General features: G+C 70.0%; 24 protein-coding genes. 10 read left to right on the top strand and 14 right to left on the bottom strand.

Annotated features, from left to right (window positions below; all coding sequences use genetic code 11):
* Together RIC31_RS27690 and RIC31_RS27685 are read right to left on the bottom strand one after the other, a co-directional pair.
* On the bottom strand, positions 1-975 hold the full coding sequence (locus RIC31_RS27690; RefSeq protein ID WP_350116274.1) for an NADPH:quinone oxidoreductase family protein: 975 nt from the start codon (positions 973-975) through the stop codon (positions 1-3).
* 37 nt (positions 976-1,012) lie between these two features.
* Entirely contained in the window at positions 1,013-1,645 is a 633-nt protein-coding gene (locus tag RIC31_RS27685) for a helix-turn-helix transcriptional regulator (protein WP_350116271.1), read from the bottom strand.
* A gap of 164 nt (positions 1,646-1,809) precedes the next feature.
* Between RIC31_RS27685 and RIC31_RS27680 the strand changes: the two genes are divergently transcribed.
* Entirely contained in the window at positions 1,810-3,216 is a 1,407-nt protein-coding gene (locus RIC31_RS27680) for an MFS transporter (RefSeq protein WP_350116268.1), read from the top strand.
* Positions 3,217-3,244: 28 nt separating this feature from the next.
* Here the strand turns inward: RIC31_RS27680 and RIC31_RS27675 are convergent, their stop codons facing one another.
* From RIC31_RS27675 to RIC31_RS27660, 4 genes are all read right to left on the bottom strand, one after another.
* Positions 3,245-4,858 (bottom strand): cisplatin damage response ATP-dependent DNA ligase, encoded by a 1,614-nt coding sequence (locus RIC31_RS27675; protein WP_350116265.1) that lies wholly within the window; start codon positions 4,856-4,858, stop codon positions 3,245-3,247.
* Positions 4,855-5,883, bottom strand: a complete 1,029-nt coding sequence (locus RIC31_RS27670; RefSeq protein WP_350116262.1) for a ligase-associated DNA damage response exonuclease — start codon at positions 5,881-5,883, stop codon at positions 4,855-4,857. The genes RIC31_RS27675 and RIC31_RS27670 overlap by 4 nt, the downstream gene beginning before the upstream one ends.
* A 33-nt stretch (positions 5,884-5,916) precedes the next feature.
* Positions 5,917-6,882 carry a sulfotransferase family protein gene (locus RIC31_RS27665; protein ID WP_350116259.1) on the bottom strand — a complete coding sequence of 322 codons (966 nt, stop codon included), beginning with the start codon at positions 6,880-6,882 and terminating at the stop codon, positions 5,917-5,919.
* A 98-nt stretch (positions 6,883-6,980) separates the two neighbouring features.
* On the bottom strand, positions 6,981-7,577 hold the full coding sequence (locus RIC31_RS27660) for an SIS domain-containing protein (protein ID WP_350116256.1): 597 nt from the start codon (positions 7,575-7,577) through the stop codon (positions 6,981-6,983).
* Positions 7,578-7,741: 164 nt separating this feature from the next.
* Here RIC31_RS27660 and RIC31_RS27655 point away from each other — a divergent pair, with 164 nt between their 5' ends.
* Positions 7,742-9,739: an FAD-dependent oxidoreductase gene (locus RIC31_RS27655; RefSeq protein ID WP_350116253.1), complete on the top strand. Its 1,998-nt coding sequence runs from the start codon at positions 7,742-7,744 to the stop codon at positions 9,737-9,739.
* A gap of 18 nt (positions 9,740-9,757) precedes the next feature.
* On the opposite strand, the gene RIC31_RS27650 is transcribed toward RIC31_RS27655, so the two are convergent.
* From RIC31_RS27650 to RIC31_RS27640, 3 genes are read right to left on the bottom strand one after another with little or no spacing between them, the layout of a single operon-like run.
* Positions 9,758-10,234: a MarR family winged helix-turn-helix transcriptional regulator gene (locus RIC31_RS27650; protein ID WP_350116250.1), complete on the bottom strand. Its 477-nt coding sequence runs from the start codon at positions 10,232-10,234 to the stop codon at positions 9,758-9,760.
* 37 nt (positions 10,235-10,271) lie between these two features.
* A complete protein-coding gene (locus RIC31_RS27645) occupies positions 10,272-11,066 on the bottom strand; it encodes a 2-keto-4-pentenoate hydratase (RefSeq protein WP_350116247.1) in 795 nt (264 codons plus the stop codon).
* Complete coding sequence (locus RIC31_RS27640; RefSeq protein ID WP_350116245.1) at positions 11,063-12,298, bottom strand: M20 family metallo-hydrolase; 1,236 nt, start codon at positions 12,296-12,298, stop codon at positions 11,063-11,065. Before RIC31_RS27640 ends, RIC31_RS27645 begins: the two co-directional genes overlap by 4 nt.
* A gap of 165 nt (positions 12,299-12,463) precedes the next feature.
* Here RIC31_RS27640 and RIC31_RS27635 point away from each other — a divergent pair, with 165 nt between their 5' ends.
* From RIC31_RS27635 to RIC31_RS27610, 6 genes are all read left to right on the top strand, one after another.
* On the top strand, positions 12,464-13,438 hold the full coding sequence (locus tag RIC31_RS27635; RefSeq protein ID WP_350116242.1) for a TRAP transporter substrate-binding protein: 975 nt from the start codon (positions 12,464-12,466) through the stop codon (positions 13,436-13,438).
* 82 nt (positions 13,439-13,520) lie between these two features.
* On the top strand, positions 13,521-15,080 hold the full coding sequence (locus RIC31_RS27630) for an alkaline phosphatase family protein (protein ID WP_350116239.1): 1,560 nt from the start codon (positions 13,521-13,523) through the stop codon (positions 15,078-15,080).
* Between the two features lie 152 nt (positions 15,081-15,232).
* Positions 15,233-15,649 (top strand): hypothetical protein, encoded by a 417-nt coding sequence (locus tag RIC31_RS27625; RefSeq protein WP_350116236.1) that lies wholly within the window; start codon positions 15,233-15,235, stop codon positions 15,647-15,649.
* Positions 15,650-15,655: 6 nt separating this feature from the next.
* Positions 15,656-16,195: a hypothetical protein gene (locus RIC31_RS27620; RefSeq protein ID WP_350116233.1), complete on the top strand. Its 540-nt coding sequence runs from the start codon at positions 15,656-15,658 to the stop codon at positions 16,193-16,195.
* Between the two features lie 127 nt (positions 16,196-16,322).
* Positions 16,323-17,300 (top strand): alpha/beta hydrolase, encoded by a 978-nt coding sequence (locus RIC31_RS27615; RefSeq protein WP_350116230.1) that lies wholly within the window; start codon positions 16,323-16,325, stop codon positions 17,298-17,300.
* Complete coding sequence (locus RIC31_RS27610) at positions 17,297-18,109, top strand: enoyl-CoA hydratase-related protein (protein ID WP_350116227.1); 813 nt, start codon at positions 17,297-17,299, stop codon at positions 18,107-18,109. The genes RIC31_RS27615 and RIC31_RS27610 overlap by 4 nt, the downstream gene beginning before the upstream one ends.
* A 16-nt stretch (positions 18,110-18,125) precedes the next feature.
* Here RIC31_RS27610 and RIC31_RS27605 read toward each other — a convergent pair whose 3' ends face one another.
* Complete coding sequence (locus tag RIC31_RS27605; RefSeq protein ID WP_350116224.1) at positions 18,126-18,866, bottom strand: pyridoxine 5'-phosphate synthase; 741 nt, start codon at positions 18,864-18,866, stop codon at positions 18,126-18,128.
* 333 nt (positions 18,867-19,199) lie between these two features.
* Here RIC31_RS27605 and RIC31_RS27600 point away from each other — a divergent pair, with 333 nt between their 5' ends.
* Positions 19,200-19,973 (top strand): ferredoxin--NADP reductase, encoded by a 774-nt coding sequence (locus tag RIC31_RS27600; RefSeq protein ID WP_350116221.1) that lies wholly within the window; start codon positions 19,200-19,202, stop codon positions 19,971-19,973.
* 93 nt (positions 19,974-20,066) lie between these two features.
* On the top strand, positions 20,067-20,669 hold the full coding sequence (locus RIC31_RS27595) for a class I SAM-dependent methyltransferase (RefSeq protein ID WP_350116218.1): 603 nt from the start codon (positions 20,067-20,069) through the stop codon (positions 20,667-20,669).
* On the opposite strand, the gene RIC31_RS27590 is transcribed toward RIC31_RS27595, so the two are convergent.
* The 4 genes from RIC31_RS27590 to RIC31_RS27575 all read right to left on the bottom strand — a co-directional run.
* Entirely contained in the window at positions 20,629-21,939 is a 1,311-nt protein-coding gene (locus RIC31_RS27590) for a TRAP transporter large permease (protein WP_350116216.1), read from the bottom strand. The two genes, RIC31_RS27595 and RIC31_RS27590, sit on opposite strands and share 41 nt — an antisense overlap.
* 9 nt (positions 21,940-21,948) lie before the next feature.
* Positions 21,949-22,461: a TRAP transporter small permease gene (locus tag RIC31_RS27585; RefSeq protein WP_350116213.1), complete on the bottom strand. Its 513-nt coding sequence runs from the start codon at positions 22,459-22,461 to the stop codon at positions 21,949-21,951.
* A gap of 147 nt (positions 22,462-22,608) precedes the next feature.
* The gene (locus RIC31_RS27580; protein ID WP_350116210.1) at positions 22,609-23,127 is read right to left on the bottom strand and encodes a PAS domain-containing protein; all 519 of its coding nucleotides are present in this window, start codon (positions 23,125-23,127) and stop codon (positions 22,609-22,611) included.
* Positions 23,128-23,265: 138 nt separating this feature from the next.
* On the bottom strand, positions 23,266-24,102 hold an 837-nt coding region (locus RIC31_RS27575; protein WP_350116207.1), incomplete at its 5' end, for a TRAP transporter large permease.

The following is a 24,102-nucleotide window of genomic DNA, read 5'->3' as shown; positions in this document are numbered from 1 at the left end:
TCACACCGTCAGCACGATCTTGCCGGTCACCCGCCGCTCGGCCAGGGCGTGCAGCGCCTCCTTGGCCCGCTCCAGCGGGTAGGTGGCGCTGATCAGCGGCTTGATCCTGCCGGCGGCGTGCAGCTCGAACAGCGCCCGGAAGTTCTCGGCGTCCAGCTCGGGCTCGGTGCGGCGGAACTGCCCCCAGAACACGCCGACCACCGCGCAGCCCTTCAGCAGGGTCAGGTTGGCCGGCACCTTCGGGATCTCGCCGCTGGCGAAGCCGACCACCAGGTAGCGGCCGTTCCAGGCCATCGAGCGCAGCGACGGCTCGAACAGCGCGCCGCCGACCGGGTCGTAGACCACGTCGATGCCGCGGCCGCCGGTCAGTTCCTTGAGCCGGTCGCGGTAGCCGTCCTCGCTGTAGTTCACCAGGTCGTCGGCACCCTCGGCCTTGGCGACCGCCAGCTTCTCCGGCGTGCTGGCGGCGGCGATCACGCGGGCGCCCAGGGCCTTGGCGATCTGGATCGCGGCGATGCCGACGCCGCCGGCCGCGCCCAGCACCAGCAGGGTCTCGCCCGGCCGGATCGCGGCGCGCTGCACCAGCGCGTGGTAGGAGGTTCCGTAGGTCAGCGCGAAGCCGGCGGCGGTCACCTCGTCCATGCTGTCGGGCCGGCGCAGCAGCCGGTCCGCGGCGATCACGAGCTCCTCGGAGAATCCGCCCCAGAGCGTGGTGGCGATCACCGGGTCGCCGACCGTCCAGCCGGTGACGTCCGGACCGAGGGCGGCGATCGTGCCCGACACCTCGCCGCCGGGCGCGAAGGGCGGCTCCGGCTTGAACTGGTACTTGCCCTGGACGATCAGCACGTCCGGGAAGTTCACGCCGCAGGCCGCGACCCGCAGCAGCACCTCGCCGGGGCCGGGAACCGGTGTCGCCACCTCCTCCAGCACGAGATCGTCGACCGGCCCGAAGGCCCGGCAGTTCATCGCCCGCATGGTGTTCCCCGTGTCGCCGTTCGGTACCCGGTCCCGCTCAACCCCGGATCGGGACGACACGATAGGCGCAGCGGCGGGCGCCGGCCAACACGTGATCGGTGCGCTCGACCTCGGCCGCGCCGCCCAGCACGTCCCGGAAGATCGCCAGCTCCGAGCGGCAGAGCTTCTGGCAGGTGGCGGCGGCGGCGCAGATCGGGCAGTGGTTCTCGACCAGGGTCAGGCTGCCGTCGTCCTCGCGCCACCACTCGGCCATGTAGCCCTCGCGGTCGCGCAGCTCGGCGAGCGCCCTGACCTTGCCCTCGACCGTGCCGGCCCGCCCGGTCTCGGCCCGATAGGCGTCGCGCTGCGCCGCCTCGCGCCGGGCGATCAGCCGGTCCAGCCCGGCGTCGCCGAATTCGGCCCTGACCGCCTCCAGCAGCCCGACGGTCAGCTCGGCATGCCGGTCCGGGAACCGGGCGTGCCCGGTCTCGGTCAGGCGCCACAGCCGCTTCGGCCGGCCCCTGCCCTCGCGCCGGTCCTCGTAGGTGACGAGACCATCCGCCTCGGCCTTGACCAGCAGCTGGCGCACCGCCTCGGACGTCACGCCGAAGGCGGCGCCGAGCTCGGCGATGGCCTGCGGTCCCCGGGTCTTCAGCCGGAACAGAATCCGGTCGGCAGTCGTATCGGCCAACGGCACCTCCTGATCGCCCGCTTCTTATACCAAGAAAAGTCTTGTGGAACCAGAGCGTCGCGACCACGATCCCCCGAACCAGAACGCACCTGGAAACTCGGGAGGAAGTCGGGATGACCGGCGCGGAGACGGGCGAGGCGCAAGGCGGAGCCGGACAGCCGCCATTGAACTGGCGCCAGCTGTTCGGACCCGGATACCTGCTGCCGACCGTCACCCTCGGCCTCAGCATCATCCTCTATGCGATCAACTTCTTCGTGTTCGCCAGCCTGGCCCCCTCGGTGGTGGCCGACCTGGGCGAGCTCGAGCGACTGCACTGGGCGACCACGCTGTACGTGGTGGCCTCGATCGTCAGCTCGGCCGCCGCCGGCCAGCTGCGCAGCCGGTTCGGCGCCCGCCGCGCCATGTGCGGGGCAGTGATCGCCTTCGCCGTCGGCGCCGCCGGGGTCGGCGTCGCCCCCGACATGACCACCGTGCTGGTCGGGCGCACCGTCCAGGGCCTCGGCTCGGGGCTGCTGATGGCCGGCGCCCACGGCCTGGTGCGCGACCTGTACCCGCCGTCCAGCTGGGCGCGGATGTTCGCGGTGATCTCCGGCATGTGGGGGATCGCCGCCCTGACCGGGCCGTTGATCGGCGGGATCTTCGCGGAGCTCGGCCAGTGGCGCTGGGGCTTCCTCGCCATGCTGCCGTTCAGCGCGGTCCTGTTCGCCGCCACGCTCCGGACCGTGGCCGACAAGGGCAGGGGCGGGTCCGGCGGCACCCTGGCCCCGGTGCTGCGGCTCACCCTGATCGGCGCGGCGGCCATGGCGATCGGCGCTTCCGGCAGCGGCGACGACGGCCGGACGGCGCTGGTGGTGGCCCTGGCCGCCCTGCTGCTGCTGGCGGCGATCCTGTGGGAGCGGCGCTCGGCCGACCCGCTGTTCCCGCACGGCATGTTCCGTCCGACCACAGTGCTCGGCGGCGGCGTGACCTTCGTGTTCTTCGTTTCGTTCGGCACCTCGGTCACGGCGATCTACGCGCCGTATTTCCTGACCGCGCTGCACGGCGTGCCGCCGCTGGCCACCGGCTACGTGGTCACCGCCCAGTCGATGTCCTGGACGATCGCCGCCCTGGTGGTCGCCGGCTATGTCGGCGCCCGGGCCAGCGCGGTGACCGCCGGCGGCCCGGTGCTGAGCGGCGCCGGGGTTCTGGGATGCGCGCTGTTCGTACCGCAGGGCCCGCTGCCGGCCGCAATCGGGGCGATCGTGCTGATCGGCTTCGGCATCGGCATGGCCTGGAGCCATGTCGCCCAACGGATCTTCGAGGACGCCGGCGAGGCCGACCGCGACCGGGTCACCAGCGTGATCCCGACCACCCAGGCCCTCGGCATCGCCTTCGGCTCGGCGACCGCCGGAATCGTCGCCGACCGCGCCGGCCTCGTCGGCACCCCGCCGCCGGCGGCGATCGCCGAGGCGGCGCGGCTGGTCTACTACGCCCTGCTGCCGGCGCTCGCCCTGGCCTTCGCCGGGGCGCTGCGGAACGGGTATGGGGGCCCTTCGAGGCCCGCACCGCGGGCGCCTCAGGATGAGGGATAATGATCCGGCATCACAGAGTTTTGCCTCATCATCCTGAGGTGTCGGCCGCAGGCCGGCCACGAAGGATCATCCCCTCAAGCGTCTCCAGCCGGTCGGCCTCGGCGGCCGGCTTGTCCCAGCGGATCCGGGCGATGCGCGGGAACCGCATGGCGACGCCGGACTTGTGGCGCGGCGAACGGTGGATGCTGTCGAACGCCACCTCGAACACCAACGCATGGGTCACCTCGCGCACCGGGCCGAAGCGGTTGACGGTGTGGTCGCGCACCCATTTGTCGAGCAGCTTCAGCTCGTCGTCGGTGAAGCCGAAATACGCCTTGCCGACCGGCACCAGCTCGGGCGTGCCGGTCTCCGGGTGGTCGCGCCAGGCGCCGAAGGTGTAGTCGGAATAGAACGAGCTGCGCCTGCCATGGCCGCGCTGGGCGTACATCAGCACGGCGTCGACCGTCAGCGGGCCGCGCTTCCACTTGTACCACAGCCCCTTGGGCCGGCCGGCGACGTAGGGCGCGTCCCGGCGCTTCAGCATCAGGCCCTCGGTCGCGCCGTCGCGCGCGCCGGCGCGCAGGCGTTCCAGTTCGTCGCGGCCGGCGAAGTCGACGACCGGCGACAGGTCCATGCGGCTCGGCAGCTCGCGCCGGAAGAACGCCTCCAGCCGGCCCCGGCGCTCCAGCATCGACAGCGCCCGCAGGTCCTCGGCACCGTCGAACAGGATGTCGTACAGCCGCACGAAGGCCGGGTGCCGGCGCAGCATCGCGGCGGTGACGGTCTTGCGGTTCAGGCGCTGCTGCAGTTCGTTGAACGGCCGCACCTCGCCGTCGACCACCACCAGCAGTTCGCCATCCAGCACAGCCTCGAAGCCGACGTGGTCGAGGACGTCCGGGAACGCCGCGCCGATGTCGTCGCCGGTGCGCGAATACAGCCGCCTCTCGCCGCCGCGCGACACCACCTGCACCCGGATGCCGTCCCATTTCCACTCGGCCAGGAAGGTGTCGAAATCCAGCGCCTCGACCTCGTCGTCCTCCAGCGGATGCGCCAGCATCGGGGGCCGGAACACCGGCTTGTCCTCCAGATCCGGGCGCACGCCCTTGCCGTCCAGCCAAGCGAACAGCTCGCCGTAGGGCGCCTCAAGGCCGTGCCAGACCTCCTCGATCGCGGTCGCCTCGACCCCGCCGTATTCGGCCAGCGCCACCTTTGCCAGCCGCGCCGACACCCCGACCCGCAGGCCGCCGGTGATCAGCTTCAGCAGCGCCCAGCGGCCGGTGGCGTCGAGCGGGTCGAGCCACTCCTCGATGACATCCGGGGCGTCGGCGCGGGCGGTCGTGCGCAGTCGCTCCACCACCTCGCCCAGGGTCGGCCAGGCCCGGTTGCTGCGGCGCTCCGGCCAGATCAGCGCGGTGGTCTCGGCCAGATCGCCGACATAGTCGTAGGACCACTGGAACAGCACCGGGTCGACCCGCCGCATGGCGAGGTCGCGGATCGCGCCGGCCTTCACGCCGGGAAAGGCCAGCCCGCCGGTCAGCGCGGCCAGCGCCCAGCCGCGGTCCGGGTCGGGTGCATGGCGGAAGTAGTCGACGATCAGCGCCAGCTTGGTGTTGCGCGACGGCGTGTAGATCAGCCGGTCGAGGAGCTGGGAGAACGGCGTCACGACCCGCCCTCGTCCTCGTAGCCGACCAGGGCCAGCGCCCGGGCCCGGTAGCCGCGCGCCGAGGCCGCATGCATCAGCGCCTCCTCGCGGCCGTGGGTGATCCAGATCTCCGGGGCGCCGACGTCGTCGAAGGTCTGCAGGAGTTCGTCCCAGTCGGCATGGTCGGAGATCACCAGCGGCAGCTCGACGCCGCCCTGCCTTGCGCGCTGGCGGACCCGCATCCAGCCGGACGCCATGCAGACCACCGGGTCCGGCAGCCGGCGCGCCCAGCGGTCGATGATCGCCGACGGCGGCGCCAGCACGATGCCGCCCTTGAACTCGTCCCTGGGGGTGCCCTTGGCGCCGGCGGTGGCCGGGCGCAGGTCGCCGAGACTTACCCCGTGCGCCTCGTACAGCGCGCACATCGGCAGCAGCGCACCGTGGGCATGGATCGGCCGGTCCCAGCCGGCCTCGCGCAGCAGGCCGATGATCCGCTGCGCCTTGCCGAGGGAGTACACTCCGACCACGTGGCAGCGCTCCGGGAACAGCCGCACGCTGTCCAGCAGCCTGGCGATCTCGGCGCGGTCGTCGGGGTGGCGGAACACCGGCAGGCCGAAGGTCGCCTCGGTCACGAACACGTCGCAGGGCACCGGCACGAATGCGGCGCAGGTCGGGTCGGCCCGGCGCTTGTAGTCGCCGGACACCACGATACGCGAACCCTCGTACTCGACGCAGACCTGGGCGCTGCCCAGCACATGGCCGGCCGGGTGCAGCGACACCGCGACGTCGCCGACCCGCACCACCTCGCCATAGGCCAGCGCCCGGGTCGCCTGGTCCGGCTGGTCGCCCAGGCGGTGCGCCATGATCGCCAGGGTCTCGACTGTGGCCATGACGGCGCGGTGGCCGGCCCGCGCATGGTCCGAGTGCCCGTGGGTGATCACCGCCCGGTCGACGGCACGCAGCGGGTCGACGTAGAAGCCGCCGGGCACGACATACAGTCCCTGCGGCCGCACCTCGACCCAGGTCTCGGGATGGGGGGCGGTCATGGAGCGGAACAGTCGGGCGGCAGGGCCCGAGCGTCAATGTTCAGCGGTCGGGTGCCCTCGGTCCAACGTCCCGCCCGACACTTCCGCAGCCGCCGGGTCTAGCGGCCGAGATGCCGGTATCGGCATCGGCGGCACCGGGTTCGTGCCTGCGGTCTCGCGAATCCAGTCCCCGACCTGCTCTGCCAAGGCGTCGCGGTCGGCGAGCGACCCTACATATTCCGACAGTCGATCGAACCGCGACTTGGCTGCCAGGTAAGCCAGGTGGTCCGGGACATTCAGCCGCAACAGCATCTTGCGGTCGGCTTTCGCCAGACCGGTACGGTCGAACGTGTACCCACCCTGATTGTGGTGACCGACCTGCAGCCGCGGCAGGCCGAGCAACGCCTTGAGGATCTCGATCGATTCCTCGAAACGCTCGTAGAGCCCGGTGAAGAATATGCCGGACTCGAGATTGCTCGTTGCCTCCTCTGACAGACCCGGCGGGCTGGAGACCATGCAGGTCGGATCGTCATGCAGGAAACGGCCTGTGAGGATCTTGGCCTGCTCGTTATAGACGTCGACCCGTTCCTGGTTGGACAGGTGGGTGTAGAAATCGACAAAGGAGAGCAGTTTGCCGTTCACCGTCAGCCGGTTGGGCCGGGACCGCCGATAGTTCTGGTACAGCGACTGCAGGCGCGACACCGGTTCCCGCAGGAAGGCCACATAGAGGGTTCTGCCGCCCAATCTCCTGTGGATGCCGTAATTCAAGTGGCCGATTACCAGTTCGGTGCCGGTGAGGCCGCTGGCCGGGTTGCGGATGTGACCGAGCTTGTCGCCGTAACCCGGGTCGGTCAGGTCCTCCAACAGCGCTTCATGGCTCGAAAACCCACGCTTGGCGCGAACGTAGTTGTGCGGGTAGCAGTTCCGGACCGCGGTGACGAGGCTGGTGCCGGCATTCTTGGGGATGTGGAAGATGCAGACCCGGTCGATGCCCGGCAGGTGGAAAATCTCGTCGTGCATCGGCAGAAATCTCGCGAGCAGCGCCTGTCACTACCACAGGTACGATGTTCGCGACCGTAGTTTCACCACCCTGACATGTCCAGGCCTCGCAACCGCCCTCACACGTTGTCGAGCCGCGCCTTCCGCCCGAGATAGCCGCCGTGGTGGCGCACGCCGTAGGCCTCGCGGGTGACGCCCTTGCGCTCCATCAGGGTTAGGGTCAGGGCGTCGGCGATCGCGCTCATGGCGGCGATGCTGGCGGTCGGGGTCAGGCCGAGCGGGCACGGCTCCTCGATCACGCCCATGTCGAGCACGATGTCGGCCAGGTCGCGCAGGCCCGAGTCGGGATGCGAGGTGATGCCGATCACCCGGCCCGTCGGGTTCAGGTGCTTGGCCATCTCGATGCATTCCAGCACCTCGCGGGTCTTGCCGGAGGTCGAGAACGCGATCAGGCAGTCGCCGGTGTCGATATGGCCGAGGTCGCCATGGGCCGCCTCGCTCGGATGGATGTAGAAAGCCGGGGTCGCGGTGGAGGCTAGGGTCGCGGCGAACCGGCGAGCGACGAAGCCGGCCTTGCCCATGCCGACGGTGATGATCTTGCCGGGGCAGCCCTCCATCGCCACCAGCGCCCTCTCGAAGGTGTCGTCCACCCGGATCGAGCGGATGGCCTCGGCTTCGGCATGCAGGATGGCCCGGATGCGGGCGGCGATGTCCATGGGATCGGCTCCGACGGTTTGCCGGTCGGCTTTAGGCGCAACCCGACGGCGAGGCAAGGGTCACGGTGCCGCGTCCACCGGGCCAAAATTATGTCAATATATTGGCGCAATATCGCAACCGAAGCTATGGTCGCCGGACCGACAAGCCATGCGGGGTGCCTTCGATGCCGTCGCCGTTTCCGCTGATCGCCAGCCCCATCCGGGTCGACGGGGTCGATCTGCGCAACCGCATCGTGATGGGGTCGATGCATACCGGCCTGGAGCCCGAGCCGGAGCGGTTCGACGCGCTGGCGCGGTTCTACGGCGACCGCGCCCGTGGCGGGGCGGGGCTGATCGTCACCGGCGGCTTCGCGCCGAACCGGGCCGCCCGGGTCAAAGACCACCCGAGCCTGTTCGACAGCAGGGCGGCGATCGCGCCGCACCGCCGGATCACCGACGCGGTGCATGGGCATGGCGGGCGGATCGTCGTCCAACTGCTGCATGCCGGGCGCTACGGCTACCACGACGAGATCGTCGCGCCCTCGCCGGTCCAGGCCCCGATCAACCGGTACCTGCCGGCCGAGATGACCGACGCACAGATCCGGCAGACCATCGGCGACTACGCCGCGTCGGCCGCGCTGGCGCTGGAGGCCGGCTATGACGGCGTCGAGATTATGGGCTCCGAGGGCTATCTGATCAGCGAGTTCCTGGCGACCCGCACCAACCATCGTACCGACGACTGGGGCGGCAGCCTGCAGGGCCGCGCCCGCTTCGCGATCGAGGTGACCGCGGCGGTGCGCCGGGCGCTCGGCCCCGACCCGATCATCAGCTACCGGATCTCGGCCGCCGACCTCATCGAGGGCGGCCTCGACAACGACGAGACGCAGTGGCTGGCGCGCGCGGTCGAGGCGGCCGGCGCCGGCTGCCTGATGACCGGCATCGGCTGGCACGAGTCCAAGGTGCCGACCATCGCCGGCGCGGTGCCGCACGCGGCCTTCGCCGGAGCCACCGCCCGGCTCAAGGCGGCGGTCTCGATCCCGGTGATCGCCAGCAACCGCATCAACCTGCCGGAGACCGCGGAACGGGTGCTGCGAGACGGCCAGGCCGACATGGTCTCGATGGCGCGGCCGTTCCTGGCCGACGCCGAGATCGTCGACAAGGCGCTCGGCGGCCGGGCCGGGCAGATCAACCTCTGCATCGCCTGCAACCAGGCCTGCCTCGACCACTATTTCCTGGACCAGACGGTGACCTGCCTGGTCAACCCCTGGGCGGTGCGGGAGCTCGAGCGCGACGAGGCGCCGGCGGCGAGGCCGAAACGGATCGCCGTGGTCGGCGCCGGCGTCGCGGGGATCGCCTGCGCCCTGGAGGCGGCCCGCCGCAGCCACCGGGTCACACTGTACGACGCCGCCGAGCGCCCCGGCGGGCAGCTGCGGCTGGCGGCGGTGGTTCCGGGCAAGGAGGACTACGGCCGGGCGATCGACAACTTCGAGAACCAGCTCGCGGCGGCCGGCGTCGAGACGGTGTACGGCACGGCGGTCGACGCGGCGACGCTGGCCGGCGCCGGCTACGACGAGATCGTGCTGTCGACCGGCGTGCTGCCGCGCGCGCTGGACATTCCCGGCGGCGACGATCCGCGGGTGGTCGGCTACACCGAGATCCTGACCGGCCGGGCGACCGCCGGAGAAGCCGTGCTGGTGATCGGCGGCGGCGGCATCGGCCACGACGTGGCGCTGTTCCTGGCGCACCCGGACCCGGGCGACCTCCCGGCCCTGGCGGCGTTCGAGGCGCATTGGGGGATCGCCGGAACGGCCCGGCACCGGCCGGCGGCGCGCCGGGTCACCATGCTGAAGCGCTCGCCCGGTGGCTTCGGACGGACGCTCGGCAAGAGCACCGGCTGGATCCTGCGCCAGGAGCTGCGGGATTTCGGCGTGCGGCAGATCGCCGGGGTCCGATACCTGGAGATCGACGCCGCCGGGCTGCATGTCGAGACCGACGGCGGCCGCGAGATCCTGGCGGCCGACACCATCGTGGTATGCGCCGGGCAGGAGTCGAACGCCGCGCTCGCCACGGAGCTGGCCGCGCGGGGCCGCCCGGTCCACGTGATCGGCGGCGCCCGGCTCGCCGGCGAACTCGACGCCAAGCGGGCGATCGACGAGGGTGCGCGGCTCGGCAACCGGCTCTGAGGGGCCGCGGCGCCGGCCTCAGCCGACGGCGTCCCCGGAACCGTTGTCGCCCATCGCCTTCAGGTTGGACTGCAGCCGGTCGAGCAGGCGCGACAGCGACTGCTTTTCCTCCTGGCTCACATCCAGCGTTGCCGACCGGTAGAACTCGCCGATCCGGCGCTCCAGGTTGCCCCAGAACGAGCGGCCCTTGGGGGTGATCCGGACGATCCGGGCGCGACGGTCGGTCGGGCCGACCGCCCGCTCGACATAGCCCTCGCGCTCCAGCCGCTTGAGCACGCCGTCCAGGTTCTGGCGGCTGACCATGAGGTATTCCGCGAGATCGCCGAGCGCGATTCCGGATACCGAACGCTCGGCCGACAGTGCCCCCAGCACGGCCCACTGGACCGCCGTCACCCCGAGGAAGCTCGCCGATCGGGTCTGCAGCGTGTTCCCCAGCTGGAACAGCCGGAAGAAGATCCGGTTGCTGACCCCGTACTCGCCCGGCGCCTGCGTCACGGCGGTCCCTCGGGTTCCGCGAGCCCGGCGCCGCTCGTCATGCGAGCGTGACCGAGGCCTCGCCGAGGCCCTCGAACCGCACCGCGACGGTCGACGGCCGGTCGATCCACACGGTCTTGACCACGCTGCCCAGCATCACGAACTCGCCGGCCCTGAGCGGCGTGCCGAGTGCGGCCCGATGATCGGCCAGCCAGGCCAGTGCGTTCAGCGGATGGCCGAGGATGTCGGCACCGACGCCGCGCCCCGCCTCGTCGCCGTCGATGGTCATGACGCCTTCGATGGCGGCGAGATCGAGACCGCGCCAGTCGGTCACCGGCGTCCCCAGCACCACCCCGGCGTTGAAGAAATCGTCGGCGATCAGCAGCGGGACCGGAAGCGCGCGGTAGTCGGCGTAGCGGTCGTCGACCAGCTCGATCCCGGCCATCAGGCTCTCGATCGCATCGGCGACGCTGTCGCGGCCGTGGCCCCGGGCCCTGGCCGGCAGGTCGGCGCCGAGCCGGGCGGCGATCTCGCACTCCACCCCGACCTTGTGGAACCGCTGCAGCGACACCTCGGCTCCGGACCCGAAGACGGTGGCCTCGAACACCTCGCCGGCGCAGGGGTGGTCGATACCCAGATAGGCCTGCATCACCGGCGTGGTGCAGCCGATCTTGTGGCCGCTGCACAGACCGTGTCCGGCGGCCTCGAGCACCGCGTGCAGGGCGCGCTGGATGGCGTAGCCCTCGGCCACGGTCGCGGCCGCAAGGTCGGCGGGTGCCGCCGGCGTCGGCGGACCGGACATCCGGGGGCGGGCCAGGAACTGCGCGGCGTCGCCGATCCGGTCCTCGTTCATGCGTTTCTCCGCTCCTGCAGGATCGAGGCGGCGGCGTCGGCCAGCACCCGGCAGCCCTGCACGATGTCGCTCTCGTGGCTGTCCTCGGCGAAGTCGTGGCTGATGCCGCCGATCGACGGGATGAACAGCATGGCGCAGGGGATCTTCTCGCAGATCACCATCGGGTCGTGACCCGCCGCACTCGGCATGCTCTGCCACTTGCCCGGCAGCAGCGTCTCGGCGGCGCCGGCGATGTGCTTCTGGAAGCCGGCGTCCATGAACGACGCCTTCACCGGCGTGCGCGAGCGCTCGACCTCGACCCGGACCTTGCCGCGGCCGACGTCGGCTGCGATCCCGGCCGCCAGTTCCTCGAACCTGTCCAGGATGGTCTCGTCGGTGTCGCGGAACTGCAGGTCGAGCTCGGCATAGCCCGGCACGATCGACGGCGCGCCCGGCTGCACCGACAGCCGGCCCATGGTCCAGACCGTGCGCTCGCCGGCGACCTTCGGGAACTCCTGGTTGATCCGGTGCGCCACCTCGAACAGCGCGGTGGCGGCGTCCTTGCGGCGCTTCATGGTGGTCGTGCCGGCGTGATTCTGCTCGCCGTGGAACCGGAAGCGCATGGCGCGGATCGCGACGATGCCGGTGACCACGCCGATCGTCAGCCCGCCCTCCTCCAGATAGGCGCCCTGCTCGATATGCGCCTCCAGATAGCCGAGATAGCGGTCCGGCTCGATAGTCTGGCGCGGCACGTCGGTCAGGCCGGCCTTGGCGATCGCCTCGGTCAGCGACATCCCGGCCGAGCCGTTGCGCGCCGCCTTCTCGGCCTCCGGGTCGAGGGTGCCGCACCAGGACCGGCTGCCGAAGCAGGACATGTAGGTGCCCTCCTCGTCCTGCCAGGACACCACGTCGACCGCCAGGCCCGCCGTCGCCGGGTCCTCGGCCATGGCGCGGGCGATCTCCAGGCCGTAGATCACGCCCAGCGCGCCGTCCAGCCAGCCGCCGCGCGGCTGGGTGTCGGAGTGCGAGCCAATCAGCAGCGCCGGACCCGGCTTCGGCGAGCGGCCGTAGACGTTGCCGACCCCGTCGATGCTGGCGGTCAGGCCGGCCGCCTCGAACTTCCTCGCCAGCCAGCGCCGCGCCTCCATGTCCTTGTCGCTGAGCGCCGGGCGGACCACGCCGGTCTCGACCGCGCCGATCGAACGCAACTCCTTCAGGTCGGCCATCAGGCGGTCGGCATCGATGCTCGGCATGTCGGTCCTCCATTGACGATTCCGGCCGAGCCTAGAGCCGGGACGCGCCGCCGTCACCCCTTGCGACCGCCCGCGCGAAGCCGCTTGCCATCCCCCGATTCCGTCGCATGCTATCGGCCGCCGGGCCGCGGGCGGCTCCGGACGTGACTGCGAAAGGGGAGCTTCATGAAGCGGATCATCACGACGGCGGCGGCCGGCGCCCTCGCCCTCGGCTGGGCGGCCTCGGCGCTCGCCGAGAAGTGGGACATGCCACTGGCCTATCCCGCCACCAACTTCCATTCCGAGACCGCGGCGGCGTTCGCCGAGGCGGTGAAGAAGGGGACCGGCGGCAAGCTCGAGATCGTCACCCACCCCGGCGGCTCCCTGTTCAAGGGCGGCGAGATCTTCCGGGCAGTGCGGACCGGCCAGGCGCCGATCGGCGAGCGGCTGATCTCGGCGCTCGGCAACGAGGACGCGCTGTTCGAGCTCGACGGCCTGCCGTTCCTGGCGACCTCCTACGACGAGGCCAAGAAGCTGTACGAGGCCAGCAAGCCGGAACTCGGCGCGCTGCTCGAGTCGAAGGGCGTGAAGCTGCTGTACGCCGTCGCCTGGCCGCCGCAGGGCCTGTACACCAAGAAGCCGATCAACTCGGCCGCCGACATGAAGGGCGTGAAGTTCCGGGCCTACAACCAGGCGACCGCCCGCCTGGCCGAGCTGATGGGCGCGATCCCGACCAAGATCGAGGCCGCCGAGATCAGCCAGGCGTTCTCGACCGGCGTCGCCGAGTCGATGATCTCGTCCGGCTCGACCGGCTACGACAGCAAGCTCTGGGAGTTCACCAAGTACTGGTACGACACCAACGCCTGGCTGCCGAAGAACATGATCATCGTCAACAAGGCCGCCTGGGACGCCCTCGACAAGGCGACCCAGGACGTGGTGACGAAGGCCGCCGCCGACGCCGAGAAGGCCGGCTGGGCGAAGTCCGAGGAGCTGGCCAACTGGTACAAGGAGCAGCTCAAGGCCAACGGCATGACCGTCGAGCCGCCGAGCGCCCCGCTGGCCGCCGACTTCAAGACGATCGGCGCGACCATGACCGAGGAATGGCTGGCCAAGGCCGGCGATGCCGGCAAGGCGGTCGTCGCCCGCTTCAAGAAGATGTAACCGGCGCTCCGGTACGCTAGGCTCCTGCGGGCCGGCCTTCGGGCCGGCCCGCAGCGTATCGGCCCGCTTCCCCCGGATCCCCATGCCCCGCCGTCCCGACGTCCTGCTGATCACGCTCGACCAGTTCCGCGGCGACAGCCTGTCGGCGCTCGGCCATCCCTGCGCGCGGACCCCGCATATCGACGCGCTGGCCGCCGACGGCGTGCTGTTCCGCAACCACTTCGCCACCTGCGCACCCTGCTCGCCGGCGCGCGCCAGCCTGCTGACCGGGCTGTACCAGATGAACCACCGGGTTTGCCGCAACGGCACCCCGCTGGACGCCCGCCACGCCACCGTCGCCACCGTCGCCCGGGCCGCCGGCTACGACCCGCTGCTGCTGGGCTACACCGACCAGTCGATCGATCCGCGCGGCGTGCCCGCCGGCGACCCGCGGCTGCGCACCTACGAGGGCATCGCGCCGGGTTTCGCCGTGCATACCGACATGGCCGAGCCGAGCCCGGTCTGGCGGGACTGGCTGGCGGCGCGCGGCGTCGAACTCGGCAGCGGCGTGCACGACGTGTTCCGGCCGCGCGGCACCGGCAAGCCGCCGGCCGGCCCGCATCGCGAGCCGCCGGCGTTCGACGCCGACCAGACCGAGACCGCGTTCCTGACCGGCCGGCTGATCGAGCACCTGTCCTCGGCCGGCCGCAACACCGGGCCGGGCTTCGTGCATGTCAGCCAGCTGCGCCCGCACCCGCCCTTCGTGGTGCCGGAGCCGTACAACACCCTGATCGACCCGGCGTCGACCCCGCCGCCGGTGCGGGCCGCCAGCCGCGACGCCGAGGCGGCCCAGCACCGCTATCTCGCCTGGGAGCTGAACCGCATCAGGCTGGCGGGCTACGTCTACGAGGCGCCCGGGCTCGGCGCCGACCTGACCGACGAGGCGGTCGCCGTCATGCGGGCGACCTATTACGGCATGATCGCCGAGGTCGACGCCCAGCTCGGCCGCACCATCGCCTTCCTGAAGGAGAGCGGCCGCTACGACGACACCCTGATCGTCGTCACCAGCGACCACGGCGAGATGCTGGGCGACCACCGCCTGCTCGGCAAGTGCGGCTATTTCGACGCCGCCTACCACGTCCCGCTGATCGTCAAGCCGGCCGGTGGAACGCCGGCGGCCGGCCGGATCGTCGAGGCCTTCACCGAGGCTGTCGACCTGGCCCCGACCATCCTGGACGCGATCGGCGCCGGGATCCCGCCGGCCATGGACGGCCGCCCGCTGACCGCGTTCCTGGAGGGCGGAACGCCGGCGGTGTGGCGGGACGCGGTCCACTGGGAGTACGATTTCCGGGAAGTCGGATCGACAACGGTCGAGGACCAGCTCGGCCTGACCGTCGACACCGCCCAGCTGGCGGTGCTGCGCGACCGGGCGTTCAAATACGTGCACTTCACCGGCCTGCCGCCGCTGCTGTTCGACCTGGCCCGCGATCCGGGCGAGCTCACGGACCGCGCCGGCGATCCGGACTATGCCGCGATCCGCGCCGACTACGCCGGCCGCATGCTGTCCTGGCGGATGGCCCATGCCGACCGCACCCTGGCCGGCTGGAGCCTGGTGACGCCCGGCGGACCGACCCATGTCGCACCGAATCGCGCCGGCTGGTAGGCTGCCGGCACAGCCAGTCGTGGCGAGCCCCGCCGGTAACTTCTTGGAAACCTGATCCGGTCTAGACTGCGTCCGATCCATGCGGCCGCACGCTTGACGGTCGCCGGTGGCAGGTGATGTAGTCTGGTAATTGCAGAGATCGGGAAGACGCTATGGGCATCGCACGCGCCGCATACATCGTTCCCGCGCCGGGATTCATCATCCGGCACGTGTCCTTCCTCGATCTGGACCTCGCCCTGAAGACCGCGACGCTGGAGTGGCTGGAGCTGTCCAGGGACGAATCCGCCGACCTGCTGTCGAACGAGGCGATCTGCGGCGCCCGGTGCTTCCTGTTCTGCGAGGAGACCGGCGACCTGCTGAACGAGGCGGCGCTGGTCGAGTCGTTCGAGAACGCCTACTACCACATCGAGATCGCGAAGAAGATCCACGCCAGCCTGGGCGAGGTCGACCGCCCGATGGCGCTGCGGTTCTCCGTGCTCGAGGACATGGACGGCGGCCTGCAGTTCATCGTCCTGCCGATCGAGGCCGACGGCCGGACGATGCAACTCGTGCGCGTCGCCGGCTGGTAACGGATCATGTGGGGCGCAGCCAAGGTCGAGACCCAGGATGCCGGCGGGCGGGCGCTCGCCCGCTTCGGCTTCCAGAACGACTTCATCGTCGGCGTCGACAACCCGTTCATCCGGCTGTCGAGCGCGCTCGGGCTGGGCGGCCGGTCGCACCCGCCGAAGGTGCGCGACATCGACGCCAATCTGCTGATCGATCTCGGGATTCTCGGAACGACCCATCTGGTCGACTGTACCCACGAGGACCCGTCGCACTACCGCTTCCTGCAATACGCGCGGCAGACCAGCGTGCATGACGGCAAGGAGTACAGCGGCCGGATGTTGCGCGACGCCGAGTGGCCGATCGTCCGCTACATGGCCGAACGCGACTATGCGCACGCCAAGAAGAACGCCGCCGTGACCCTGGCCCAGATCGAGTTGCTGTGGCAGGGCCGGGAATTCGTCTACCGGCGGTTCATCGTGCCGCTCTCCGGCGAACGCGACGAGGTCACGCACCTGCTGGTCGCCACCCGCACCAACCTGCTGCAGGTCGTCCCGAGTTCGTTCGACTGACCGCCACCGTCCGCAAGGCTCGGCCTTGCGGATCGCCGGCCGAGCCTTGCGGTGACACGGGAATCCGTCGACCATGGGCGGCCGTCCGCCCGGACGGAACGCCTCCACGAGGACCAGGACGGACCCCATGGCCACCGAGCCCGACATCTGGGTCGATCCGGACATGCAGCGCGCGTTGGCGCGCATGGCCGAGATCGCGCGCGAGTACGACCTGCCGGCCGACCGCTCCGGGCTGACGCCGGACCAGGCGCGTCAGCGCATGGAAATGGACCGCGCCTGGTGGAATCAGGAGCGGCCGCCGCTCGCCCGGATCCGGGAGGTGACGGTGGCCGGGCCAGACCGGGAGATTCCGGTCCGCCTGCTGTACCCGTCGGACGATCCGGCCCTGCCGGTGATCGTCTACCTGCACGGCGGCGGCTGGGTGGTCGGCTCGCTCGAGACCCATGCGCGCGGCATGCATTGCCTGGCCAACGCTTCGAACTGCGTGGTGGCCGCCGTCGACTACGCGCTGGCCCCCGAGCACAAGTTCCCGGCCGCCCTGGACGAGGCGGTCGCGGTGGTCCAGCACATCGTCGCGAACGGCGCCGGCTGGGGCGTCGACCCCCGCCGCATCGCGCTGGCCGGCGACAGCGCCGGCGCCAACATCGCGCTCGGCACGGAACTGGAACTGCAGCGCCGCGGCCGGTCGCCGGTGGGCGCGCTGGGCCTGATCTATCCGGTCACCGACAACGATTTCGAGACCGATTCGTACCGCGCCTTCGGCGGCGGCGAGTGGGGACTGTCCAGGGCCGAGATGCAGGCGTTCTTCGCGCACTACGTCCGCGGACCGGAGGACTACCGGGATCCCCGGGTCGTGCCGATGCGCGGCGATCTGACCGGCCTGCCGCCGACCTTCGTCTCGGCCGCCGGCCTCGACGTGCTGCGCGACGACGCCATCCGCCTCGACGCCCGCCTGCGCGATGCCGGCATTCCATGCAGCCTCACGGTCTACGAGGGCGTCGTGCACGGCTTCATGACCCTGACCCGGATGCTGCCGAAGGCCCAGGCAATGATCGACGACCTCGCCGCCAAGCTGTCGGCGACACTGCGGGGGATGCCGTCATGAGCGAGACCTACGGCGACGGCACCGTGCTGTGCGCGGTCGACCGCCGCGGGGTGGCGACCGTCACCCTGAACCGCCCCGAGCGCAACAACGCCTACAACGGCGAGGTCATCGGCGGCCTGCTCGAGGCCTTCGGGCGGCTCGGCGGCGACGACCGGGTCCGCGTCGTGCTGATCCGCGGCAACGGGCGGCATTTCCAGGCCGGCGCCGACCTCTCCTGGCTGAAGGAGATCGGCAAGCTGTCGCCGGAGGAGAACGTGGTGGTGTCGCGGCGCACCGCCTCGGCGATCCGCGGCCTGACCGAGTTCCCGAAGCCGACCGTGGCCCTGGTCCACGGTGGCTGCTTCGGCGGCGGCACCGGCATCGTCGCCGCCGCCGACATCGTGATCGCCAGCGAGGACGCGATCTTCTCGATCACCGAGGCGCGCTGGGGCGTCATGGCCGGGATCATCGTGCCGCAGCTGAACGCCGCCATGGGCGTGCGCAACGTGCGGCGCTACGCGCTCACCTGCGAGCGCTTCGGCGCGGCCGAGGCCCAGGCCATGGGGCTGGTGCACCAGGTCTGCCCGGAGGGCGGGCTGGACGCTGCCGTCGCGCCGGTCGTCGACGCGTTGCTGATGTCGGCCCCGGAAGCCGCCGCCCAGTCCAAGCGCCGGGCCCTGCTGGAGGCCGGCCTGATGCTGAGCGACGAACACTTCGAGGCGCTGATCGTCGAGCATTCCGCCAAGCGCCAGACCGCCGAGGCGGTCGAGGGGCTGGCCAGCTTCCTGGAGAAACGCCCGCCGGCCTGGTATCCGGGCCCCGCCGACTGACCAGCCGCGGCGACGCTCAGTCGCCCGACAGGCAGCCCTTGTAGGCCTTCACGGCGGCCGCCAGCCCCATGAACAGGGCGTCGCCGATCAGGTGATGCCCGATCGAGACCTCGTCGATCCACGGGATCGCCCGCGACAGGGTCGGCAGGTTGTCGAGCGTCAGGTCGTGGCCGGCATTGAGCCCGAGCCCGAGTTGCCTGGCCTGCCCGGCCGCCGCCACGAAGGTGGTGAGGACCGCGGCCTGGCCCGATGAGCCGAACGCCTCGTGATACGGCCCGGTATAGAGCTCGACCCGGTCGGCCCCGACCGCCCGGGCGCCGGCGATCACCGCCGCCGTCGGGTCGGCGAACAGCGACACCCGGCAGCCCAGCGCCCTCAGTCGCGCGACGATCGGGCCGACGAATTCCGACTCCCCCGGCAGGTCCCAGCCGTGATCGGAGGTCGACTGCTCCGGCGCGTCCGGTACCAGGGTCACCTGATCCGGCCGGACCCGCTCGATCAATGCCAGGAACCGGTCGTCCGGATAGCCCTCGATGTTGAACTCGCGGCCGACCCAGGCCGGCTCCCTCATCAGCTCGGCCAGATCCAGCACGTCCTGCTCGCGGATGTGCCGGGCGTCGGGTCGCGGATGAACGGTCACCCCGGCGGCGCCGGCCTCGAGCACCGTCCGCGCCGCCCGCAGCACGCTCGGCTCGGTATGCGGGCGCGTGTTCCGGAGGGTCGCCACCTTGTTGAGATTGACGCTGAGGGCGGTCATGCCGGTCGTTCCTGATGCAGATCAAATCCTTCGGCTACACAATCGGCGACAATGGCGCCGTGTTGAAGGGCGAAGTTGCGACGGGTATGGAGCCAAGGTTGGGACGTGTCATCGGACCATGGCGTCATCCGGCCAGTTCTATCTTCCGCACAAGGTTCTTTATATCGAATTATTCGCTTGGCAGAGGCGGATCGGCTGCGTATCTAGGCCTTCGTCCGTCGGACGTCGGAAGCGACATTTCGCCTCTTGAACTTCATATGCATACGAACAATTATTCCTGCAACTCCTAGGATCGACCCATCTGACCTCCACTGCGCAACGGGATGCCGGCAGATGAGCAACCTGAACACCGAGACCGTGCTGAGCGTCCACCACTGGACCGACACGCTGTTCAGCTTCACGACCACCCGCGACCCTGGCTTCCGGTTCGAGAACGGCCAGTTCACGATGATCGGGCTGGAGGTCGAGGGCCGTCCGCTGCTGCGCGCCTATTCGATGGCGAGCGCCAACCATGAGGACCGGCTGGAGTTCTTCAGCATCAAGGTGCCGGACGGGCCGCTGACCTCGCGCCTGCAGAACCTGAAGGAAGGCGACCGCATCCTGGTCGGCCGCAAGCCGACCGGCACGCTGGTCCAGGACAACCTGCTGCCCGGCCGCAACCTGTTTCTGATCGGCACCGGCACCGGGCTGGCGCCGTTCCTCAGCCTGATCAAGGACCCGGAGAGCTACGAGCGATACGAGAAGGTCGTTCTGGTGCATGGCTGCCGCAAGGTCGCCGAACTGGCCTATGGCGAGTGGATCGCCAACGAGTTCCCACAGGACGAACTGCTCGGCGAGTACGTCCGGGAGAAGCTGCTGTACTATCCGACGGTCACCCGCGAGCCGTTCCGCCACCGCGGCCGGATCACCGACCTGATCCTGTCGAACCGGCTGACCGACGACCTCGACCTGCCGATGCTCGACCCCGAGCACGACCGCGCCATGCTGTGCGGCAGCCCGGCCATGCTGAAGGACCTCAAGGTCATCCTCGAGGACCTCGGCTTCGTCGAAGGCAGCAACAGCAAGCCGGGCAGCTACGTGATCGAGCGGGCCTTCGTCGAGCGCTGACCGCCGGCCTGTGGCATAGTCCCGCCGACGGTAGCAGCGGCGAGGACGGGACAGCATGATCGCTCCGTGTCGGGGCCGGAGCCGGCCGCCCGGATGACGCCGTCCGATCTTGCCCTGGACGGCGCCGAGGCCATCACGCTGGTCACCCTGCTGCTCGGTGGCCTGCTGATCGTAGGCTACGCCCTGCGGACCGGCGTTCCGCCGATGCCGACCGGCCCAGGGACGCGGGCCGCCATGCTCCGGCTGCTGCCGGAACGGATCGACGGCACCATCTACGACCTCGGATCCGGGTGGGGCGGGCTCGCCTTCGCAGCCGCCCGCCGCTATCCGGGGAACCCCGTGGTCGGCATCGAACTGTCGCCGCTGCCATGGCTGTTCTCGCGCGTCATGCTGGCAGTGTTCCGGTATCCGAACCTGTCGTTCCGCCGGGCCGACCTGATGGCAGTCCCGTTGAACGATGCCGGCGCCGCCGTCTGCTACCTGATGCCCGCGATCATGCAACGGCTGGCGCCGAAGCTCGACGCCGAGGCACGGCCCGGCACCGTGGTGGTCTCGTACAGCTTCGCCTTCGACCGGTGGGTGCCCGACGCGGCGCTGATGGAGGCCGACGCCGGACCGCTGCTGATATACCGCTATACGGTCGGGCGCCGCCCGGTCACCCCGGCCCCTGGCGCATCGTCTCCGGCAGGTACATGACGATTTCCGGGAACGCCACGATCAGGCCGACCGCCACCACCATGACCAGGAACATCGGTATCGCGGCCCGCGCGATGTAGCCCATGTCGTGATGGGTCATGCCCTGCAGCACGAACAGGTTGAAGCCGACCGGCGGCGTGATCTGGGCCATCTCGACGACGATCACCAGGAAGATCCCGAACCACACGATGTCGATGCCGGCCTGCCGGATCATCGGCTCGACCACCGCCATGGTCAGCACCACCGAGGAAATGCCGTCTAGGAAGCAGCCGAGCACGATGTAGAAGATCGTCAGCGCGAAGATCAGCATCAGCGGCGACAGCCCGAGCGAGCCGATGAACTCGGCGAGGTGGCGCGGCAGCCCGGTGAAGCCCATGGCCAGGGTCAGGAAGTGGGCGCCGGCCAGGATCAGCGCGATCATGCAGGAGGTCCGGGTTGCCCCCAGCAGGCTCTCCTTGAAGTTCTCCCAGGTCAGCGAGCCCTGCAGCAGCGACAGCAGCAGCGCGCCGATCACCCCCAGCACCGCCGCCTCGGTGGCGGTCGCGATGCCGAAGTAGATCGAGCCGAGGACCGTCAGGACGAGCCCGACCACCGGCAGCAGGTAGATCGAGCGCCTGATCTTGCCGACGAAGTTCATCGGGTCGCCCTGGTCCGGCATCAGGTCGGGCTGCAGCAGGGCCCGGATGCCGATATAGCCCATGAACAGCCCGGCCAGCATGATGCCCGGCAGGATGCCGGCCATGAACAGCTGGGCGATGCTCTCGTTCACCGTCACGCCGTACACGATCATGATGATCGACGGCGGGATCAGCAGGCCCAGCGTGCCGGCGCCGGCCAGCGTGCCGATGATCATGTTCTCGGGGTACTTGCGGCGGCGCAGCTCGGGGATCGACATCTTGCCGACCGTCGCCAGGGTCGCGGCCGACGAGCCGGACACCGCGGCGAACACCGCGCAGCCGACGATGTTGGTGTGCAGCAGCCGGCCCGGCAGCGCGGTCATCCAGGGCGCCAGGCCGCGGAACAGGTCCTCCGACAGCCGGGTGCGGAACAGGATGTCGCCCATCCAGATGAACAGCGGCAGCGCGGTCAGGGTCCAGGACGAGGTGGCGGACCAGATGGTGGTCGCCATGGCGTCGCCGACCGGCCGCGAGGTGAACAGTTCCATGCCGACCAGCGCCACGCCGACCAGCGACAGCCCGACCCACAGGCCGGAGCCCAGCAGGAAGAACAAGGTGACCAGGAACAGCCCGGTAAACAGGAGGTCTTCCATGGCCGTCCCTTACTCCACGGCCGCGGCGTCACCGCCGGCCTTTTCGATTTCCGCCCCCCGGGCGACCGCGACCAGCCGGTCGACCAGGCAGACCGCGAACAGGGTCGAGCCGATCGCCATGCCGAGCTGCGGGATCCACAACGGGGTGGCGTCCACGCCCTCGCTGACGTCGCCGAGCATGTGCGAGACCCGCACCATCCTGATCGAGTACCAGGCGACATAGGCTGCGAGATAAGCACCGACGCCCAGGCACCACAGCTCGGCCAGCCAGCGCTTCCGGCCCTGCAGGTGGGTCAGCAGGATGTTGACCCGGATGTGGCCGCCGGCCCGGAAGGTGTAGGCCAGCGCCAGGAAGGACGACGACGCCATGGCATAGCCGGCATACTGGTTCAGACCCGGCACGTAGGACCCCATCAGCCGCGCGATCACCGAGCTGACGATCAGCACGCCGATCGACATCATGAACAGCGCAGCCAGAATGCCGGCCCCCAGATAGAGGCCGTCGAGACAACGTCGAATCATCGATCCCCCGCAAGACCCTGGGCCGGATTCCCCGGCCGGCGCCAGCATGACGAGGTTTGTGCGACCGCGAAAGGGCTTGCGACACACCGGTGTCGCCGGCCCCGAACGCGGCCTTGCGCCGACCCGCCTCTCGAGGCCTGCGACGGCTCAGTGCGGGTCGGCGAGCCAGCCCCGAGGTGTTCCCATCCACGGCCCGATCGCCGCGTTGATCACATGCATGAACCGGTTGGCGATGAGGTGGTCGTCGCCGAGCGGGAGCACCAGTGTCTCGACCGACAGCCACTGCCTGTCGAGCATGACCGACTGCCCGCTGATGTGTCCGACGGCGATCTGTCGGGACAGTTCCTCGAAGAACGAGACGATCTCCGACCGGTAGTCGTCGACAATGTGGTCGCACAGGAACTGGCCGGTCAGGTCCTTGCCGAACAGCCTGGCGTTCTCGGAACCGTAAAGGGAGAAGCGCGGCCCCCGGTCGGTCCGGATCGAAAAGTTCACGTGGCCGGCCCAGTGCCCGAGATCCCACAGCTCGAAGTCACGCCTGGACGGCAGCAGACGGCCGCCACGCTTGCGGTTCCAGAGATCGACGATCGACTCGAATCCCGGGAAGGCCGGCACACCGTCGTGCAGCGGGCGAATCGAGATCCGCCAGCGCTCGGAATCAAGCATCGTTCGACCCTCGTCCCGCCCGATCGCCAGGCATCCGGCATCGAACCGCCGGTCGTCCGGGTGAGACCGCAGGCGATCGGCGTCCAGGACGCCGACCGGAACGGTCGGAAGCGCCGCACCCATCTGCGGTTGCGCTCTTCATTCCAGGATCAGGTTGGGTAGCCACAATGCGATCTGCGGCCAGATCATCACGGCCACCAGCCCCATCACCTGCAGGACAACGAACGGTACGATGCCCCGGTAGATGTTCTGGATCTTCACCGAGTTCGGCGACACCCCCTTCAGGTAGAACAGCGCGAAGCCGAAGGGCGGTGTGAGGAACGAAGTCTGCAGGTTGACCGCCACCAGCAGCGCGAACCAGTAGATGACGTCGCGGCCCATCACATGGCTGCCGAAGTCCATCAGCTCGACGACCGGGGTGAACACCGGCAGCACGATCAGGGTGATCTCGATCCAGTCGAAGAAGAACCCGAGGAAGAAGATCACCGTCATCAGGACGATCAGCAGGCCCCAGGGACCGAGGCCCAGGTGCTCGATGAACTCGATGATGATGTCCTCGCCGCCGAGCGACCGGAACACGTAGGAGAACGCCGTCGCGCCCATGAAGATGAAGAAGATCATGCCGGTGGTCAGGGCGGTGCGCTCGCACACGTCCTTGATGACCGCCCAGGTGAGCCGGCGGTTGATGACGGCAAGGACGATCGAGCCGAAGCCGCCGACGCCCGCCGCCTCGGTCGGGGTCGCCCAGCCGGCGAAGATCGAGCCGAGCACCATGATGATCAGGAACACCGGCGGCAGGAAGCCCTTCAGCAGCATGAGCAGCAGGCCGACGGCGGAGTCCGGGCCGACGTCGTCGGACAGCGACGGCGCCCAGTGCGGCTTCAGCGACGACACCACCAGGATGTAGGCGAAGTACAGGCACGACAGCAGCAGGCCCGGCAGGATCGCGCCGAGGAACAGGTTGCCGACCGAGAT

Origin of the sequence: Thalassobaculum sp. (assembly GCF_040219615.1) — a bacterium.
Lineage (GTDB): Bacteria > Pseudomonadota > Alphaproteobacteria > Thalassobaculales > Thalassobaculaceae > Thalassobaculum_A.
The sequence above is the reverse complement of the archived record's forward strand: the minus strand, read 5'-3'. Positions and strand labels throughout refer to the sequence as shown.

Bases quoted from the DNA above. Each gene is read 5' to 3' on its own strand.
- RIC31_RS27630 (WP_350116239.1), top strand. From the start codon at position 13,521: ATGCCCCGCCGTCCCGACGTCCTGCTGATCACGCTCGACCAGTTCCGC.
- RIC31_RS27655 (WP_350116253.1), top strand. From the start codon at position 7,742: ATGCCGTCGCCGTTTCCGCTGATCGCCAGCCCCATCCGGGTCGACGGG.
- RIC31_RS27635 (WP_350116242.1), top strand. From the start codon at position 12,464: ATGAAGCGGATCATCACGACGGCGGCGGCCGGCGCCCTCGCCCTCGGC.
- RIC31_RS27660 (WP_350116256.1), bottom strand. From the start codon at position 7,577: ATGGACATCGCCGCCCGCATCCGGGCCATCCTGCATGCCGAAGCCGAG.
- RIC31_RS27645 (WP_350116247.1), bottom strand. From the start codon at position 11,066: ATGAACGAGGACCGGATCGGCGACGCCGCGCAGTTCCTGGCCCGCCCC.
- RIC31_RS27590 (WP_350116216.1), bottom strand. From the start codon at position 21,939: ATGGAAGACCTCCTGTTTACCGGGCTGTTCCTGGTCACCTTGTTCTTC.
- RIC31_RS27665 (WP_350116259.1), bottom strand. From the start codon at position 6,882: ATGCACGACGAGATTTTCCACCTGCCGGGCATCGACCGGGTCTGCATC.
- RIC31_RS27620 (WP_350116233.1), top strand. From the start codon at position 15,656: ATGTGGGGCGCAGCCAAGGTCGAGACCCAGGATGCCGGCGGGCGGGCG.
- RIC31_RS27585 (WP_350116213.1), bottom strand. From the start codon at position 22,461: ATGATTCGACGTTGTCTCGACGGCCTCTATCTGGGGGCCGGCATTCTG.
- RIC31_RS27670 (WP_350116262.1), bottom strand. From the start codon at position 5,883: ATGACCGCCCCCCATCCCGAGACCTGGGTCGAGGTGCGGCCGCAGGGA.
- RIC31_RS27580 (WP_350116210.1), bottom strand. From the start codon at position 23,127: ATGCTTGATTCCGAGCGCTGGCGGATCTCGATTCGCCCGCTGCACGAC.
- RIC31_RS27640 (WP_350116245.1), bottom strand. From the start codon at position 12,298: ATGCCGAGCATCGATGCCGACCGCCTGATGGCCGACCTGAAGGAGTTG.
- RIC31_RS27610 (WP_350116227.1), top strand. From the start codon at position 17,297: ATGAGCGAGACCTACGGCGACGGCACCGTGCTGTGCGCGGTCGACCGC.
- RIC31_RS27600 (WP_350116221.1), top strand. From the start codon at position 19,200: ATGAGCAACCTGAACACCGAGACCGTGCTGAGCGTCCACCACTGGACC.
- RIC31_RS27595 (WP_350116218.1), top strand. From the start codon at position 20,067: ATGACGCCGTCCGATCTTGCCCTGGACGGCGCCGAGGCCATCACGCTG.
- RIC31_RS27690 (WP_350116274.1), bottom strand. From the start codon at position 975: ATGCGGGCGATGAACTGCCGGGCCTTCGGGCCGGTCGACGATCTCGTG.
- RIC31_RS27605 (WP_350116224.1), bottom strand. From the start codon at position 18,866: ATGACCGCCCTCAGCGTCAATCTCAACAAGGTGGCGACCCTCCGGAAC.
- RIC31_RS27625 (WP_350116236.1), top strand. From the start codon at position 15,233: ATGGGCATCGCACGCGCCGCATACATCGTTCCCGCGCCGGGATTCATC.
- RIC31_RS27615 (WP_350116230.1), top strand. From the start codon at position 16,323: ATGGCCACCGAGCCCGACATCTGGGTCGATCCGGACATGCAGCGCGCG.